This is a genomic window from Pacificoceanicola onchidii (genome assembly GCF_004804335.1).
In the GTDB taxonomy this organism is placed as follows: Bacteria; Pseudomonadota; Alphaproteobacteria; order Rhodobacterales; family Rhodobacteraceae; genus Pacificoceanicola; species Pacificoceanicola onchidii.
On sequence record NZ_SRXY01000005.1, the window covers coordinates 14,432 to 30,784 of the forward strand.

Sequence of the window (16,353 nt, forward strand, 5' to 3'; positions counted from 1 at the left end):
GGCACCCTTTGATTAAGCGCGGCGACCCATCAGGGACATTTGCGCGGCGACCCATCAGGGTCGACAAGCGGGTCATGCAATCTCTGGCAGCCCTTTTTCGATCTGTGCGCGGAAGGGGCGATAGCGCTCGGGCAGCTTCAACGCCTCACCCAGATGCGCCGTGTCCTCGTCCCGGTCAAACCCGGGCTCATTGGTGGCAATCTCGAACAGAACTCCTCCCGGCGTGCGGAAATAAATCGCCCAGAAGTAATCGCGGTCAATGACCGGCGTCACCTGATAGCCCGTGTCCATCAGCGCCTTGCGCACCTCAAGCTGCGCCGCGCGGTCCTCCACGGCAAAAGCGATGTGATGCACCGATCCCGCGCCCTGCTGCGCCTGACCGGCGCTTGGCAACTCTTCGAGATCAATGGTGCGCGCCGCATTGCCGTCCTCAATCCGGTAGCGGGTCACAGCGCCCTCGCGCTCGCCCTTCTCGTACCCCATGAACTGCAGCAATTCGCCCGTCGCCGCCGCGTCCCGCAGCCGGAAGCGTGCGCCGTGAAAGCCAAGGATGCCTTCGCCCGAGCCAACACCGTCCCCGGTCCAGGCGATCCGGCCTTCGTCCTCGGCCTCGACCAGAGCAAAATCATCGCCATCCGGTCCGTCGAAATTCAGCCGGGCTTCACCCAGAAAACTGTCCGTTTTCAGACCTGTAACCCCCTTGGTCGTCAGGTGCTCCTGCCAGAAGCCCAGCGATCCCTTCGGCACGGCAAACTCCGTCACACCAACCTCGCCGGTCCCGCGCGTGCCGCGCGGCATCTGGCCAAAGGGAAAGGTGGTCATGACCGATCCCGGCGTGCCGTGTTCGTCGCCGAAATAGAGGTGATACACCTCCGGCGCGTCGAAATTCACGGTCTTCTTGACCCGGCGCAGGCCGAGCGTATCGGTGAAGAAGCGATTGTTTTGATTGGCATCCCCGGCCATCGAGGTGACGTGATGCAGACCTTTGATGTGCTTTTCCATGGCGCGTCTCCTGTGTTCTGTTGAAACCAGACTTAACGCCTCCATTATGAAAATCTATAGATCGTAATTTGCATTCATTATTGCGAGAATGATAATAGTGGCGTCATGCAAGATCTCAAACCCATCAGAACCTTCCTCGAAGTGGCCGAACGGCAGAGCTTCAGCGCCGCCGCCAAGGCGCTCGGGCTGACCCCGGCTTCCGTCACGCGGATCGTGGCGAAACTGGAGGAAGACCTTGGCCGCCAACTGCTCCTGCGCACCACACGGCAAGTCTCCATGACCTCCGCCGGGGCGCTTGTGGCAGCGCGCTACAGGCCGCTGGTTGCGGCCTTCGATCAGGCCGGGGAGGATCTCAGCCGCGAGATGATGTCCCATCGCGGGCGGCTCTCGATCAACGCGCCCATGTCTTTTGGCCTGCGTGTCATGCCGGGTCTGGTGGAGGCGTTCCGGCTGGCCTATCCGAACATTGATCTCAACATCCAGATGACCGACAGGCTGGTGGATGTGGTGGCCGAACGCTGTGATCTGGCGATCCGCGTCTCGCGCCCGCCGCAGGACAAATCAACGATCTGGCGCAAGCTTTGCGAGGTGCCGATGCGCGCCGTCGCCGCGCCCGCCCTGTTTGACCGCGCCCCGCGCCCGCAATCCCCAGATGACCTCGACCCGGCACTCTGCCTGTCTTACGGCGCGGGAGAGGCGCCCGAGGTCTGGCGGTTTGAAAAGGGCGGTCTCAAACGTCCGGTCACGGCGGGGCAGGGCGTGCATACCAACAACGGCGATCTGCTCTATCAACTGGCGCTTTCAGGGGCGGGGATCGTGGTTCTGCCCGGCTTCCACGCCGATGAGGGGGTCAAGGCGGGGCTGATCGAGGAAGTTTTGCCAGATTGGACCTTGCCGCCGCTCTGGCTGTCGCTGTTCTATCCGCCATATGAGGCCCTGCCGCCGCTGGTCGCCACCTTTGCGGAATTCTTCGAAGGCTTCCTCGGCGACGAAGCAGGGTTCGAGTTCTGAAGCTTTCTCCGACTTCCCGATCCAACGCAGTTCCGAATTCGATCCGGCGCCGCCTCCTGCACCGTCGTGCAAAAAGACCCCGCACAAGGCGCGCGGGGTCTCAAGCTTCGGTTTTCCATCCTGGGAGGGATTAAAAGAAACCAAGCTTGTTGGGGTTGTAGCTCATCAGGATGTTCTTGGTCTGCTGGTAGTGGTCCAGCATCATCTTGTGAGTCTCGCGCCCGATGCCGGACTGCTTGTAGCCACCAAAGGCCGCATGCGCCGGGTAGGCGTGGTAGTTGTTGACCCAGACACGGCCCGCTTCAATATTGCGGCCAAAACGGTAGCAGCGGTTTGCATCACGCGACCACACGCCGGCGCCGAGGCCGTACATGGTGTCATTGGCAATCGCCAGCGCCTCTTCTTCGTCCTTGAAGGTCGTCACCGACACAACCGGGCCAAAGATCTCTTCCTGGAAGACGCGCATCTTGTTGTGGCCTTTCAGGATCGTCGGCTGGACATAGAAACCGCCTGCCAGATCGCCGTTGAACCGCGCCGCCGCGCCGCCGGTCAGCACTTCCGCGCCTTCCTCGACACCGATGGTCAGATAAGACGTGATCTTGTCCTGCTGCTCCCGGCTGGCCTGCGCGCCGACCATGGTGTTCATGTCGCGCGGATCGCCTTGGATGATCGCTTCCACGCGGGCGATGCAGCGCTTGATGAACTCTTCGTAGATGTCTTCCTGAACCAGGGCACGGCTCGGGCAGGTGCAAACCTCACCCTGGTTAAAGGCAAACAGAACAAAGCCTTCGACCGCCTTGTCGAGGAAAGCGTCATCCTCGGCCATCACGTCCGAGAAGAAGATGTTCGGGCTCTTGCCGCCCAGCTCCAGCGTCACCGGGATCAGGTTCTTGGTCGCGGCCTTCATGATGATCCGGCCGGTCTCGGTCGAGCCGGTAAAGGCGATCTTGGCAATGCGGTCACTTTCCGCCAGCGGCGCGCCCACATCCGGGCCCATGCCGTTGACGATGTTCAAAACACCTGCGGGAAGCAGGTCCGCGATGACCTCGATCAGCACCATGATCGCCGCCGGGGTCTGTTCCGCCGGTTTCAGCACAATGCAGTTGCCCGCCGCCAGCGCCGGGGCCAGCTTCCACGCGGCCATCAGGATGGAGAAGTTCCACGGAATGATCTGGCCAACCACGCCCAGCGGCTCATGGAAGTGATAGGCGACCGTGTCCGCGTCGATCTCGGACATGGAGCCTTCCTGGCTGCGCAGCACGCCCGCGAAGTACCGGAAATGGTCCACGGAGAGCGGAATGTCGGCGGCGGTTGTCTCGCGGATCGGCTTGCCGTTGTCCCATGTTTCAGCTTTGGCGAGCAGGTCGAGGTTCTCTTCGAGACGGTCGGCGATCTTCAGCAGGACGTTGGAACGCTCCGCCGCCGAGGTCTTGCCCCAGGCGTCTTTGGCTGCGTGGGCCGCATCCAGCGCCAGCTCCACATCCGCCGCGCCGGACTTGGCCACTTCACAGACCTTCTCGCCGGTGATCGGCGTGATGTTGTCGAAGTATTCGCCGCTTACGGGGGCCACGAATGTGCCGCCGATGAAGTTGTCATAGCGCGGTTTGAACGGGGACTCGTAGGCCGCCGTGTCGAGTTGGGTCATCTCGTTCATAACTGTCTCCTCCAGGTATCGGCCACAGGCTGGGCCGCTGTGAGGGGAGGATGCCTCGCGGACTTCTCCCGCAAAACCGGGGGCAAGAGGGCAGGACAGGGGACCTGTCTCACAGATGAGACAGGTCTCAGCGGGAATGGCCAAAGGACCGCAGATCATCGGGAATGCCGGGCCTTGTACCCCGGTCCCGGTCGTCAGAAAAACGGCAGCGCGCAGAGCCTGGCCTTGTCCCGATACCCGCCGCGTTTGACGTCGACAGCCTCCCCGACACGATGCTCCGCGCCGACCAGCGCAAAGCCGATCATCGCCTGCGCCCGCGGAGACCAGGCCCCGCAGGTCATGTGCCCGATCTTCTGTCCGTCCTTTTCGATGTCGTACCAGATCGCGTGGCCGGGGTGCCGTTCGGAGGTGTCAAAGACGATGCCAAGCTGCTGACGCCGGACGCCCTCGGCCTTGATCCGGCGCAGCGCCGTGATACCAATCACGTCGTCGTCCAGATCAAGATCGACGTATTTGCCCAGACGCACCTCGAACGGGGTGGTCTGGTCGTCGGTGTCGCCGCCATAAGACAGCAATCCGCTTTCGATGCGTTCAATCGGGTTGGGATTGCCCGGCCCGATGCCCCAGGGCTGGCCCGCTTCCTTGACGATGTTCCAAAGCTCCGTGCCCCGCGATCCGTCACGCAGGTAGATCTCGAAACCGCCCTGTTTGGAATAGCCGGAGCGCTGCACAATCACCGGAATCCCCGAGATTTCCGCAGGGGCAAACCAGAAATACCGCAGCGCCCGGACCCAGTCTCCAAAGACCGCCGCAACCACCTCTTCGGCCTTGGGGCCCTGAACAGCCATGGGCGAGACATCCGGCTCGCAAATCGCCACGTTCAGGCCCCGCTCGGCGGCGATGGCCCGCGCCCACATCAGGATGTTGTTGTCCCCGATCGAGAGCCAGAACGTGTGGCTGCCGTGCTTGAGCACAACCGGATCGTTGATCAAAACACCGCGGTGGTCGCACATGGGGATGTACTTGCCCTTGCCGACCTCGATGGTCGACAGATCCCGCACCGACAACAGCTGAACAAGCCGCGCGGCGTCTGGTCCGGTGATTTCGACCTGACGCTCCACGCTCACGTCCCATTGCGAGACGCCGTTGAGCAGCCTGTCATATTCCGCGTCAGGATTGCCATAAGACACGGGCATCAGCATCGCATTATACGGGGAAAACGCCGTCACCCCGTCCTGCACCGTGGCGTTGTAAAAGGGCGATACCCGCAAGCGTGTGTTGGGTCCGATTTCAGCCATGGTCGTGCGCCTCAGTCATCAAGCTCGGCCGCGTTCAACGCGGCCTTTTTCAGCAGCGTGGAGAGGGTTTTGCGTTCCGCATCGGTGAGTTTTCCCAGCACCGTGTCCTGCCTCCGGCGCAGGTAGCCGGAGATCCGGCTGTGCAGATCCCGTCCGCTCGCCGTGATCCGAAGCCGGGCTTGCCGGCCATCGTCGGGATCGGGCGCGCGGTCGAGGTAGCCCTCTTGCAGCATGCGGTGCACCGCGCGGCTGATCGTGTTGCGCGGGCGTCTGGAGATGCGCGCAACCTCCTGTGCCGTGAGAATGTCGAAATGCGACAGGCAGGCCAGCAGGATGTACTCGGCCCGCACGAGGCCGAAGTCCCGTTTGATCTCCGCATAGGCCGGGAAGACAATCGCGTTGGCCAGATAGGTTATCCTGAAAGCCTCCGGGTATTCGATCGTGTCGAAAATCCGCGTGAGGTCTGAGCCGTCTGTATCCGCCATTGCGCCGTCCCCGCCTAAAGTGCCGCTCGGTTTTTCATTGCCAACAGAGGATGTTTTACCGCATGTTGTTCCAAATGGAACAATAAATGCGACCTCCCCATGTCGCTCCTGTCGCAAAAGGTGAAAATGTCCGGGACAAAACTCACGCTGCCGGAACTGGCGGAAAAGAAGGCCGCGGGAGAGCGCCTTGTGATGGTGGCTGTGGGCGAGGTGCTGACCGCCGCCTGGGCCGAGCGCGCCGGGGTCGACATTGTCGGCGTGGGTGACAGTCTGGGCATGACACTGCATGGCCACGAGAACACCCTGGCGATGACCGTGGATCAGATGATCATGCACACGCAGGCGGTGCGGCGCGGCGCGCCGAACACGCTCTGCATCGTGTCCATGCCTTACGGATCTTATGCCACCCCCGATCTGGCGGTCGCAAATGCGCTGCGCATGATGAAGGAAAGCGGCGCGGATGCGGTGAAGCTGCAGCTGGGCCGCGAAGGCGCGCATATCATTCGCGCGGTGGCGGATGCCGGTGTGCCGGTGATGAGCCACGTCGGCCTGTTGCCGCACAAGGTGCATCAGCTTGGCGGCTTCCGGATGCAGGGCCGCACCGCCGAAGCCGCAATGGCCATTGTCGAGGACGCCCGCGCCATCGAAGCCGCCGGGGCCATCGGTCTGGAGATCGAAGCCATGCCCTATGAGGTGGGCAAGGCGGTTGATGAGGCGGTGGACATCTTCACCTTTTCGATTGGGGCGGGCGCTGCGGGCACCTGCCAGCTGCTCAACGGCTATGACCTGCTGGGCGCTTTCGACACGTTTAAACCGAAATTCGCCAAGCGCTACGCCAATCTGGCCGAGATCGCGACAGAGGCCTTTGCTGCCTATGCGCAGGATGTGCGCAGCGGTCATTTTCCGGACGCCGAGCACAGCTACACGATGAAACCCGCCGAAATCACACGGTTCGCGGCGCTCTTGAAGGGGGAGGACGCACCATGAAAGACAGCAACACCCAAGCCAACGGCCAGACGATCCCCAACGGGATGCTGGAAGACAACTACCCCCGGAACATGTGGTGGGTGGCCGCGCACCGCGACGAGGTGACAACCCGCCCGCTGGCGCGCTGGCTGCTGGAGACGCCGGTGGTGCTCTACCGGCTCGAAGACGGCACACCGGCGGCGCTCTATGACCGCTGCCCGCACCGCTGGGCACCGCTCAGCGAAGGCCACGTGGCCGGGGACAAGATCGTCTGCCCGTACCACGGGATGGAGTTCAACACCGCCGGGCGCTGCACCAAGGCCCCGACCCAGCACATGAAACCCAAGACCGCCGAGATCCCCGCCTTCACGGTGAAGGAAGCGGGGGCCTATGTCTGGATCTGGATGGGGGATCAGGACGCCATTGACTGCGAGCCGCCCGAGGTGGGCTATCAGATCAGCCCGGACTGGACCCCGGTTCACGGCTATTACGAAGTGGCGGCAAACTGGGTCCTGATCCGCGAAAACGTGCTGGATCTGACCCACATCGCCTTCCTGCACAAGAACACCTTCAAACAGGACGACTGGATCACCGCCCCCGAGACCTACATGGAGGGCGAGACGTTGTGTTACGAGCAGGCCTTCGATCTTGCGCCGCTGTCGCCTTTGTTTTGTGCGGGCATGGGGCTGCCCGAAGACAAGCCGATCAAGCGGGTGCAGAAAGGCCGGATGCCGACGCTGGCGATCTCGTTTTCCGACTGGAACGTGCATGACCCCGCGCCGGAGGCCGGCAAACGCGCCGATTTCATCGTGCGCGGCTGCCACATCGTGACGCCCGCCCAGCGGGGCAAGACACATTACTTCTGGATGGCCGCCTTCGACGTGCCGAGCCTGACCGAGGAGGTCGCCGAAAAGACCCGCAACAGCGTGACAGCGGCCTTTGACGAGGACAAGCATCTCCTGGAAAAGCTGCAGGCCAGCGTGGCGGCGGACCCGCGCGGCCTTGATTTTCTGGAGGTCACGCTTGGGGCCGACGGCGCGGGGATCAAGGTGCGCCAGATCCTGAACAGGAAGCTCAAGGCAGAAGGGCGCGCGCTCGCGCGCGGGTAGTCCCGGCTTGAAAGGGTGTCTGGCGCGCGGCCTGTCCGGGGCGCGCGCCCGCCGCTAAAAGATCAGGTTCATCATGGTCATCGAGACGACGAGGAACAGCACGGACATGATCCCGCCGCCCAGGACAAAATCCATCACCCGATAGCCCGCCGGACCCATGATCAGGGCATTCACCTGATGGGTCGGGATGATGAAGGAGTTGGACGTCGAAATCGCAACCGTCAGGGCAAAGATCGCCGGATCGCCACCGGCGGCCACGGCTATTGAGACCGCAAGCGGAATGAGCAGAACCGTCGCGCCGACGTTCGACATCACCAGCGTGAATACGGTGGCCAGCACCGCAATCCCCGCCTGCAAGCCCCATATGGGCCAGCCATCCAGCACAATCAGAACCTGTTCGGCAATCCAGGCGGCGGTGCCGGTGTTCTGCACCGCTTGCCCCAAGGGTATGAGGCTGGCCAACAGGAAGACCGTGGACCAGCTGACCGCCTCATAGGCTTCGTCGATGCGCAGCACGTTGGTGGCAATCATGCCGCCCGCGCCGACCAGAAGCGCCAGCGACAGCCGCAAGTCGGTGAACAGGATCAGCGAGACCGAAATGGCAAAGAAGACAAGCGCCCAGAACATCTTGTTCGGGCGCAGCTCTTCCATCGGGAAATCGCTGGTCACAACAACAAAATTGCGGTCCTTGGTCAGCCGCGCCAGCCGGTCCCATGCGGTGAAAGCCACAAGCGTGTCGCCGGAGCGGAACGGTTCCTGACTGACGTTCACCGCCTCGTGGTCGGGCGTTTCGACAAGGCTCAGGGTCTCCCCGGCGCGGTGGATGGCAAGCAGGCCCAGACCATAGGTCTTGCGCATCAGCACATCCCGCGCGGTCTTGCCGATCAGGTCGGATTCAGGCGGGATGACAACCTCGGCAACCCCGGCCACCGTGGGCGCAAAAGGCTCGGCAAAAATGTCGAGATCGGGAAGCACCTTGAGCCCGTAGACGTCGGCAATGTCTTCGATCACCTTGCGCCGCCCGAGGATGGCGAGGCGGCACGGATCCTCGACCTTGGTCGTCAGAATGGGCGTGAACCAGCGCTGGCCGCGGTGGTAGGAGCCAACGATATAAAGGTTGTGCGCCAGCATGATGTCCGCAAAGGTCTGCCCCCGCAGGATCGACCCTTCGGGCACCACCACTTCGACAAGATCGGACTTCAGACCATATATCCGCTTGAGATAATCGCGCACGGATTGGCCGGTGCTGCCCTCTTCCTTGGTGGCCTGGCTGGGCAGAACCCACCGCCCGAGCAGCATGAAATAGAGGATGCCGCTGACCAGCAGCGCCAGCCCGACCGGCGTCACGGAAAACAACGAAAACATCTCCATCTGGCTGTCTTCGGGCAGCGCCTCGTTTGCCGTGACCAGCAAATCGTTGAGCAGGATCAGGGGTGACGAGCCGACCAGCGTGACCGTCCCGCCAAGGATCGCGCAAAACCCCATGGGCATGAGCAACCGGCCCAGAGGCAGCTCCGTACGCACGGAAATTCGGCTTGCGACGGGCAGGAACAGCGCCGCCGCGCCGACATTCTGCATGAAACTGGAAATGATCCCGACCGTGCCGGAAATGATCGGGATGATGCGGGCTTCGGTCTTGCCGCCGTATTTCAGGATGGTCGATGCGACCTTGCTCATCAGCCCGGTCTTGTCGAGCCCGGCCCCGATGATCATGACCGCGATGATCGAGATCACCGCGTTTGATGCAAAGCCCTCGAACAATCGGCTCGGATCGGCCAGATTTTCGAGCCCGGGAAACTGAGACAGCAGCCCCAGCGCAATCATCACGAGTATGGCGGTGAAATCGATCCGGAAAAATTCGGTCACGAAAAGGACAACGGTGATACCCAAAACGGCGAGTACGACCATCATCTCAAATGTCAGTTCTATAGGCACTAAAAGGTCTCCATCCCCCCTCATCATCAAACAAAATCTGTTTTCTGCAAAGCCTGTAATTTCAGGCGAGGGGAAATTCGGAGGGGGTGCCGGGTTTGCCGGGGCGCTGAGAGGGGCGATGGGGACAGGTGGGGCAGGCGGCCCCGTTATGGGCGGCGTTCGCCCAGACCGGCGTCTCAGCCGGTTGCGATCCCCAGCTTGCGCAGCTTTCGGTAAAACGTCGCCCGGCCAATCCCAAGCTCCCGCGCCGCCGCGCTGGCGTTGCCATCATTGCGCAGCAAGGCGCGCCGGATGGCGGCTGCCGAGCCCCGGTCAAAACCGCGATGCTCCGGCGCGTGCCCCAGCAAATCCACCGCCGGGCGCGGGGCCAGAGTGCCGCGCGGGCCCAGTCCGAACTGCCGCCGCGCCGCGCGGTTTGCGCCCTGCACAACGTCATCCGCATCCACCGCCAAGAGCGCCGCCCCGTCCTCATCCGCCATCATGATGCGATGATCGGGGAAGCTGGCGCGGAACAGGCCGGTTTCGATCTTGCGGGCGCATTGCGTCACCGCCTCGGCCATCAGCCGGTTCATCCCGCCGCTTTGATCAGAGCGCGCCGAAGAGACATCCAGCGCCCCGACAATCCGCCCACAGGCATCGTGGATCGGCGCATCAATGCAGCTCATCGCGGTGTTGCGCGCGGCGAAATGTTCGTCGCGGTGAATGACCACCCGCCGCCCTTCGGCCAGACAGGTGCCAATGCCATTGGTGCCTTCGTGTTCTTCACCCCAATGCGCGCCGCTCCACAGGTTCCACGCATCAAACGCCGCCGCATCGCCGTCGCGCATCCGCTGTTCCAGCACCACGCCTTCGGCATCGGACAGGAACACACCGCAGCCCGATTGCGCGACCAGCATGTGCAGATCGTCCAGCAGGGGGCTGGCAATGCTCAGCAAGGAGGCGCTCGCCTCGCGCCGCTCCGCCTGCTCTGACGCCGTCAGCCGCAGGCCGCGCGCCTTGCTCGACGGGTCCAGATCATGCGCCAGCATCGACCGCCGCCACGACGCCACGATCATCGAATGCGCCGCCGCCCTGTCCGACAGAGCCGCCTCAGCCACCTTATCTGCATGCCTTGCATAAACCATGGTCTCTCCCCGAAGCCGAGCCGCGCCTCCTCCTTGCGCCGCGACGCTAGGGTCTGGCAGCGCCGAGAACCACCCGCGCTTTGGTCGTAGGGTGCCTCCTTTGTCGACGATCAACGCCACAATGACCGGCCTCGCCTATTGCTCTACGTTTCTGGGTCAGAATCCTAAGAAGCCAACTCCGCGACAAACCCGTTTTGCTCGTAGACTTCCATTCCAAAGGGCGCTTTCCCGCGACGCGATCTGGCGATTTCTTCTGAGACGAACAGCTTGGTCTCAAACTGGAAAAACGCGGGGAAGGCTTTGAGTTTCAAGGCAAGGGCCTGCGGATATAGAATTCTGAGAATACGATCGCTTGTCCGCCCGCCTTCGTTCTTTTCAAGATAGTCTTCCGCGTCCTGACCGTTGGCAAACGAAAGGTCCTCCACCGCGCGCTGCACCGGCTTGTCGTCGCGCATCAAGGACAACGCCTTGACCCGACAAAAGCGGCTTTTACCCCAGTCGATCCCAGTATGCTGAGCGAGGTTTTCTTGCCACCCGAGATACGGCAGCCCCGCAACATAGCTACAAAGCCGACTGTCTGATGACGATTGAAACGCGATCTGGAACAGGGCCGGCGGCCATGCGAGGCTGTCGATCGGCAGCCCGTCAAGGCTATCGGACCACCCGGGCCGTATGAAGATCAATCCATTGGAGGTGATGTTCAGAAAATCGGGTAAGGGCGTGCGCTTGTTGCTCAATTCTACAGTCAAACGCGGCGCTTGTTTGTTTGGGATTTCCTTCGGAGAACGGATGAAGGGATCAGCGCTGTGGTCCCAGATCAGCCCGAGCTCACCCGCCTTTGCCCAATACATTTTTGCGCGTTGCGAGGCGTCGTCCAATGGCCCATGCCCATGCCTCGTAAGATAGGCGAGGTCTGTGCTGATCGGGAAATAACGGCATTGGGACGGGTTGGGCATGTCAAAAAATCCTGAACACAAACTCTTTGAAAATTATCGCCGATGAACCTGATTGAAGACGCCAATTGGTTCAAGGCGGAACGGTCACTTTGGCGTCTCCTTTGGAGGAATTGTCATTGAGCAGGAGCGGAGGTCCGACGCAACGGAACAAACCCCCGGCGCTTGTGCGCGCCGGATAACCGAGGTTCGATTGCCGGCAAGACCCGCTTTGATCAGGACCCCCACATGACCCTTCCCAGCATCCTGCATAACACCCGTCTGCCGCTCATCGGCAGCCCGATGTTCATCGTCTCGCACCCCGACCTGGTGATTGCCCAGTGCAAGGCCGGGATCGTCGGGGCGTTTCCGGCGCTCAATGCGCGGGAGAAAGACGGCCATAGCCTGGACGAATGGCTGACCCGGATCACAGAGGAACTCGACCGCCACAATCAGGCGCACCCGGACACCCCCGCCGCGCCTTTTGCGGTCAATCACATCGTGCACCGCTCCAACGTCCTGCTGGAGCAGCACATGGAGACCTGCGTGCGCCACAAGGTGCCGGTCTGGATCACCTCGCTCGGCGCACGGCCAGAGGTCAACGAGGCGGCGCACAGCTGCGGCGGCATCGTGCTGCATGACATCATCCACAACACCTTTGCCCGCAAAGCGATTGAGAAGGGGGCCGATGGGCTGATCGCCGTCGCCGCCGGGGCGGGCGGGCATGCGGGCGCGCAATCGCCGCTGGCTCTGGTTCAGGAAATCCGCGCCTGGTTCGACGGACCGCTCTATTTGTCCGGCTCCATTGCCACCGGGGATGCGCTTCTGGCGGCGCTCGCCATGGGGGCGGATGGCGGCTATTCCGGCTCGGCCTTCATCGCCACAGAAGAGGCCAACGCCGTGCCGCCCTACAAGCAGATGATCACCGAGAGCGGCGCAGAAGATATCGTCTATTCCGATGTGTTTACAGGGGTTTGGGGCAACTACCTGCGCCCGTCCATTGCGGCGGCGGGGCTCGATCCCGACAATCTCGGGGCGTCAGATCCGTCGACCATGAGCTTTGACGAAGACCGCAAGGAAAAGCCGAAAAGCTGGGCACAGATCTGGGGCTCAGGGCAGGGCATCGGCGCGGTCGATGCGGTGGTGCCCGCCGCCGCGCTGGTGGACCGGATCGAGGCCGAATTCCGCGCCGCCCAAACCCGCCTCGCCGCGCAGGTGGCGGCGTTTCCGGGCTGGTCGCGCTAGGGTCAGGACCCATTAATTTGCGATGCGCAGCAAGGAAAAATGCGCATTATCAGATGTTTGGGTTTCGCAGGCAAGGCTGGTTGCCTTGTCAAGGAAGCCAAGCGGCTGAGAGCGTGCATTTCTCCTTGCCCTTCGGGTTTGACGGATTTTGCCCCGGCCTGCGTTATAGAGCCTTGAAATAGATAACTATTCCTGCGGCCCTATGCCTTGTCTGGAGCAAAAATCTGGCAAACTGCGCGTCGTAAATTAATGGGTCCTGACCCTAGCTCAAAGCAGGGTGCCGCAGATAATCCGCACAAAGCGCGCGGGCGTCTTCGGTGAACCGCGCGTTGCGCGCCGCCGCGCCGTCCTCGCCCATCCGGGGCACGATCCAGCCGACATAGGTCGCCGCGCGCAGCGCCATGAACAGGCCAAGCTGCGCGCTCTCCAGCGGGCGCTGGCTGCGATACCCCGCAAGCAGCGCGGCTGTCAGGGGTTCATATAGCGGCTCGTTGCGGTTCTTGAGCAGGGCCGTGGCCACGTCGAACAGGCGAAAGCCATAGCCGCCATCGTCGAAGTCGATCAGCGACAGCGTGCCTCCGTCCAGAAGCACGTTTTCGCGCACGAGATCCGCGTGGATCAGCCCGTAATCGAGACTGTCCTGCAAGGCTTCCAGATCGCGGGCGGCGCGGGCGCGGAACGCTTCCAGCAGCGCGCGGGTTTCCGCATCCAGCGTCGGGTTCTCCCAGAACCGGCCCCAGAGCGGCGCTTCGCCCAGCAGGCCTTCCCGGTCCCACGCGATGCGGTGAAACCCCTGAGGCGGGGTGAAGCTGTCGCAGGCGTCGTGCAGACGGGCCATCTCCTGACCCAGCCGGAGATACGCGCCTTCGGGATCGGGTAGCGTCAGCGCCTCGCGGCTTTTGCCCAAAGGCGTGCCGTCAAGCCAGCTGACCATGTCCACGCGATGGCCGTCTACCTCTTCGAGCAGTTGGCCGGAACGCGACGGCTCCGGGCGCGGCACGCTCAGCCCGGCCGCGCCCATGGCGGCCATCCAATCCAGCTCCGAGCGCAACTCCGCGGCAGAGCGCAGGCCGGGGCGGCGCAGCCGCAGGGCAAAATCGCCGCGATCCGATTGCACCCGGTACACACGGTTTTCCCGCCCGGCGACAAAGCTGCAAGGCGCGCCTTGCATGCCCCAAAGCGTCAGGGCCGCGCTGGCAAGGTCCGTCACGGCGTCACCGGGGTGTCGGTCAGCACCGCATCAAGCGTGTCCATCAGCAGATCGAGATGTGCCTCGCCAAACGGCATCGGCGGACGGATCTTCAGGGTGTTCTTGTGTCGGCCCAGTTTGGAGAGCAGCACGCCGCGCTGGCGCATGGCATTGACCACGCGGTCCGCATAGGCGCTTGCGGGGGCCTTGCTCTCCCGGTCCAGCACAAACTCCGCGCCAAAGACCATGCCCGATTGCCGCACATCGCCGATCACCACGTGTTTTTCGGCAAGCGCTTTCAGCCGCTCCGCCGCCAGCCTGCCGATCCGCAGCGCATTGGCCTGCAGGTCCTCGGCCTCCAGTTCCTCCAGAACCGCCATGGCCGCCGCGCAGGAGACCGGGTTGCCGCCGAAGGTGTTGAAATAGCGAAACGCATGGCGGAACCGGGCCATGATTTCGGCGGTTGTGACCAGACCGGCCACCGGATGCCCGTTGCCCATGGGCTTGCCCAGACAGACAATATCCGGCGTCACCCCTTGCCGCGCGTGCGCCCAGAAATGCGAGCCGGAGCGGCCAAACCCCGATTGCACCTCGTCGCAGATCAGCAGCCCCCCGGCGCGGCGGGCGGCTTCGGCGGCGGGCCGGAGCCAGCCTTCACCCTGATCCGGGAAGCCTTCGTTGAGGAACAGCGGGCAGACAATCAGCGCGGCAAAGCCCACGCCTGACGCCTCCAGATCGTCAATCGCCGCCTTAACATGTTCGGCAAAGCGCCGCCCGTCCGGGTCCGGGATGCGGTAACTGTCCGGCGCTTCGACATGGCGGAAATACTGATCCAAGCCAAAGCCCACCTCGGGGATATTGGAGCGCGACAACTGCGAGACCAGCGCCGTGTTGCCGTGATAGGTGGCGTCCGTCGCCACGATCCCGCGCTTGCCGGTCATCGCCTCGGCCATGCGCAGGGCAATGTCATTCGCCTCCGACCCGGAACAGGTCAGGATCGCCGTGCTGAGCGGCTCCGCAAAGGTGCCCGTCAGGGCTTCGGTATAATCGAGAATGCCCTCGTGCAGATAGCGTGTGTGCACGTTGAGCGTCTGCGCCTGCCGGGTGATCGCCTCCACCACGCGCGGGTTGCAATGCCCGACATGGGGGACATTGTTGTAACAATCGAGATACTTACGCCCTTGCGCATCCCACATCCAGACGCCTTCGCCACGCGTGATGTGCACAGGTTCATCGTAGAAAGTGGAGACATTGGGGCCTAGCAGGCTCTGGCGGCGGGTGAGAAGGTCAGCGTTCATTTTCAGTCCGGCCAAAGTGCAGGGGAAGGGCATGATGCGGCGGCGGGCCGCAAAGAGGCGCGCCCTGTTGGCGGGCGCGCCGGGGGCCGGGATTACTCGGCGATCATCGCGTTGATCTTGCCCGAGACGGCAATGTCGGAGGCGATCCGCGCCGCCGCATCTTCGGCGTTCTGCCAGTAGACCAGCGCACCGGTCTGCGCGGCCAGCGTCTGGGCGCGCTCGGAGGCCATGGTTTTCTCCGCCACGGCAACGATCTTGTCACGCACGTCCTGCGGCGTGTCCTTGTGCACAAACAATCCGTTCCACAGCGAGATATTCAGATCCGGCACGATGGAGGCCAGCGTCGGCGCATCGGGCGCGACAGAGATCGGCGCTTCGGTGATGGCGGCGAGGATGTTCACATCGTCAAGGCAGGGCAGGACCAGCTGGATCGTGGTGTTGATCACGTCAAAGTCGCCGGAGGCCAGCGAGTTGCAGTCCAGCGCCCCGGCAGAGGCTTCACCGCCCCATTCGAAACCCATGCTCTTGGCGGCGGCAAAAGTGGCCTGCGTCGGCAGCAGGAAAGCGCCGAAATGGCCCAGCAGCTGCGGGGTGTCCGCCGAATGGGCGGCCAGCTCTTCCATGGTCGCGTAAGGCGCGTTCTTGGAGGCGGCAATCACGAAGGGGTAGGTGACAAAGACGCCGAGCGGGTCAAACGGATCGGGGCTGAGCGCCGGAATGCCAACCTCGGGGCCAACCACCGGCACGCCCACCACGAAAGAGCCGATGGTGTAGCCATCCGCCGGGGCCATGGCCACTTCGGCCGCGCCGGGGAAGGGGCCACCGTCGGACGGCTTGTTTACCACCGCGGCGGCAACGCCATATTCGTCTTCGAAGTCTTCTGCGATCATGCGTGTCAGCACGTCTTCGAGGTCGCCCGGCGGGAAGGGCACGACGAAGCTGACGGGCTTGTTGGGGTAGTCTGCAAAGGCAGGTGCTGCGAGCGCGGCCAGCAGAGCGCCCCCGAGAATGGATTTGATTGTGGACATTGACGGCTTCCCTGTTCGAGTCTATTGGTGTTATATTATCAACACTGGTGATTTTGACGCAAAACCCCTTGCTGTGT

14 protein-coding genes are annotated in these 16,353 nt (G+C 62.9%); 4 read left to right on the forward strand and 10 right to left on the reverse strand.

All coding sequences use genetic code 11. The annotated features are described in order from the left end of the window. Positions 1-72: 72 nt before the first annotated feature. Positions 73-1,002 (reverse strand): VOC family protein, encoded by a 930-nt coding sequence (locus tag E4662_RS13580; protein ID WP_136442143.1) that lies wholly within the window; start codon positions 1,000-1,002, stop codon positions 73-75. Between the two features lie 105 nt (positions 1,003-1,107). On the opposite strand from E4662_RS13580, the gene E4662_RS13585 reads away from it, so the two are divergent. Further along, complete coding sequence (locus tag E4662_RS13585; RefSeq protein ID WP_136442144.1) at positions 1,108-2,013, forward strand: LysR family transcriptional regulator; 906 nt, start codon at positions 1,108-1,110, stop codon at positions 2,011-2,013. Between the two features lie 130 nt (positions 2,014-2,143). Here E4662_RS13585 and exaC read toward each other — a convergent pair whose 3' ends face one another. From exaC to E4662_RS13600, 3 genes are all read right to left on the reverse strand, one after another. Beyond that, a complete protein-coding gene (gene exaC, locus E4662_RS13590) occupies positions 2,144-3,667 on the reverse strand; it encodes an acetaldehyde dehydrogenase ExaC (RefSeq protein ID WP_136442145.1) in 1,524 nt (507 codons plus the stop codon). Positions 3,668-3,861: 194 nt separating this feature from the next. Next, positions 3,862-4,965 (reverse strand): glycine cleavage T C-terminal barrel domain-containing protein, encoded by a 1,104-nt coding sequence (locus E4662_RS13595; protein ID WP_136442146.1) that lies wholly within the window; start codon positions 4,963-4,965, stop codon positions 3,862-3,864. An 11-nt stretch (positions 4,966-4,976) separates the two neighbouring features. Further along, positions 4,977-5,450, reverse strand: coding sequence for a MarR family winged helix-turn-helix transcriptional regulator (locus E4662_RS13600; protein WP_136442147.1), 474 nt, complete (start codon positions 5,448-5,450; stop codon positions 4,977-4,979). A 126-nt stretch (positions 5,451-5,576) separates the two neighbouring features. Between E4662_RS13600 and panB the strand changes: the two genes are divergently transcribed. Both panB and E4662_RS13610 read left to right on the forward strand, forming a co-directional pair. Further along, positions 5,577-6,437 carry a 3-methyl-2-oxobutanoate hydroxymethyltransferase gene (panB, locus tag E4662_RS13605; protein ID WP_206080295.1) on the forward strand — a complete coding sequence of 287 codons (861 nt, stop codon included), beginning with the start codon at positions 5,577-5,579 and terminating at the stop codon, positions 6,435-6,437. Next, positions 6,434-7,525 (forward strand): aromatic ring-hydroxylating oxygenase subunit alpha, encoded by a 1,092-nt coding sequence (locus E4662_RS13610; protein ID WP_136442149.1) that lies wholly within the window; start codon positions 6,434-6,436, stop codon positions 7,523-7,525. The genes panB and E4662_RS13610 overlap by 4 nt, the downstream gene beginning before the upstream one ends. 54 nt (positions 7,526-7,579) lie before the next feature. On the opposite strand, the gene E4662_RS13615 is transcribed toward E4662_RS13610, so the two are convergent. The 3 genes from E4662_RS13615 to E4662_RS13625 form a co-directional block, all read right to left on the reverse strand. After that, positions 7,580-9,436: an SLC13 family permease gene (locus tag E4662_RS13615; protein ID WP_136442515.1), complete on the reverse strand. Its 1,857-nt coding sequence runs from the start codon at positions 9,434-9,436 to the stop codon at positions 7,580-7,582. Positions 9,437-9,636: 200 nt separating this feature from the next. Further along, complete coding sequence (locus E4662_RS13620; protein WP_136442150.1) at positions 9,637-10,584, reverse strand: GAF domain-containing protein; 948 nt, start codon at positions 10,582-10,584, stop codon at positions 9,637-9,639. Positions 10,585-10,748: 164 nt separating this feature from the next. Continuing rightward, positions 10,749-11,540, reverse strand: a complete 792-nt coding sequence (locus E4662_RS13625; RefSeq protein ID WP_168797976.1) for a hypothetical protein — start codon at positions 11,538-11,540, stop codon at positions 10,749-10,751. A gap of 225 nt (positions 11,541-11,765) precedes the next feature. On the opposite strand from E4662_RS13625, the gene E4662_RS13630 reads away from it, so the two are divergent. Next, positions 11,766-12,761: an NAD(P)H-dependent flavin oxidoreductase gene (locus E4662_RS13630; protein ID WP_136442152.1), complete on the forward strand. Its 996-nt coding sequence runs from the start codon at positions 11,766-11,768 to the stop codon at positions 12,759-12,761. Positions 12,762-13,023: 262 nt separating this feature from the next. On the opposite strand, the gene E4662_RS13635 is transcribed toward E4662_RS13630, so the two are convergent. The 3 genes from E4662_RS13635 to E4662_RS13645 all read right to left on the reverse strand — a co-directional run bounded on the left by E4662_RS13635 (position 13,024) and on the right by E4662_RS13645 (position 16,276). Continuing rightward, positions 13,024-13,971 (reverse strand): homoserine kinase, encoded by a 948-nt coding sequence (locus E4662_RS13635; protein ID WP_240705194.1) that lies wholly within the window; start codon positions 13,969-13,971, stop codon positions 13,024-13,026. After that, positions 13,968-15,248: an aspartate aminotransferase family protein gene (locus E4662_RS13640; protein WP_206080296.1), complete on the reverse strand. Its 1,281-nt coding sequence runs from the start codon at positions 15,246-15,248 to the stop codon at positions 13,968-13,970. The genes E4662_RS13635 and E4662_RS13640 overlap by 4 nt, the downstream gene beginning before the upstream one ends. A 92-nt stretch (positions 15,249-15,340) precedes the next feature. Next, positions 15,341-16,276 carry a tripartite tricarboxylate transporter substrate binding protein gene (locus E4662_RS13645; protein ID WP_136442153.1) on the reverse strand — a complete coding sequence of 312 codons (936 nt, stop codon included), beginning with the start codon at positions 16,274-16,276 and terminating at the stop codon, positions 15,341-15,343. Positions 16,277-16,353 lie beyond the last annotated feature (77 nt).

Bases quoted from the DNA above. Each gene is read 5' to 3' on its own strand.
- E4662_RS13580 (WP_136442143.1), bottom strand. From the start codon at position 1,002: ATGGAAAAGCACATCAAAGGTCTGCATCACGTCACCTCGATGGCCGGG.
- E4662_RS13585 (WP_136442144.1), top strand. From the start codon at position 1,108: ATGCAAGATCTCAAACCCATCAGAACCTTCCTCGAAGTGGCCGAACGG.
- exaC (WP_136442145.1), bottom strand. From the start codon at position 3,667: ATGAACGAGATGACCCAACTCGACACGGCGGCCTACGAGTCCCCGTTC.
- E4662_RS13595 (WP_136442146.1), bottom strand. From the start codon at position 4,965: ATGGCTGAAATCGGACCCAACACACGCTTGCGGGTATCGCCCTTTTAC.
- E4662_RS13600 (WP_136442147.1), bottom strand. From the start codon at position 5,450: ATGGCGGATACAGACGGCTCAGACCTCACGCGGATTTTCGACACGATC.
- panB (WP_206080295.1), top strand. From the start codon at position 5,577: ATGTCCGGGACAAAACTCACGCTGCCGGAACTGGCGGAAAAGAAGGCC.
- E4662_RS13610 (WP_136442149.1), top strand. From the start codon at position 6,434: ATGAAAGACAGCAACACCCAAGCCAACGGCCAGACGATCCCCAACGGG.
- E4662_RS13615 (WP_136442515.1), bottom strand. From the start codon at position 9,436: ATGATGGTCGTACTCGCCGTTTTGGGTATCACCGTTGTCCTTTTCGTG.
- E4662_RS13620 (WP_136442150.1), bottom strand. From the start codon at position 10,584: ATGGTTTATGCAAGGCATGCAGATAAGGTGGCTGAGGCGGCTCTGTCG.
- E4662_RS13625 (WP_168797976.1), bottom strand. From the start codon at position 11,540: ATGCCCAACCCGTCCCAATGCCGTTATTTCCCGATCAGCACAGACCTC.
- E4662_RS13630 (WP_136442152.1), top strand. From the start codon at position 11,766: ATGACCCTTCCCAGCATCCTGCATAACACCCGTCTGCCGCTCATCGGC.
- E4662_RS13640 (WP_206080296.1), bottom strand. From the start codon at position 15,248: ATGAACGCTGACCTTCTCACCCGCCGCCAGAGCCTGCTAGGCCCCAAT.
- E4662_RS13645 (WP_136442153.1), bottom strand. From the start codon at position 16,276: ATGTCCACAATCAAATCCATTCTCGGGGGCGCTCTGCTGGCCGCGCTC.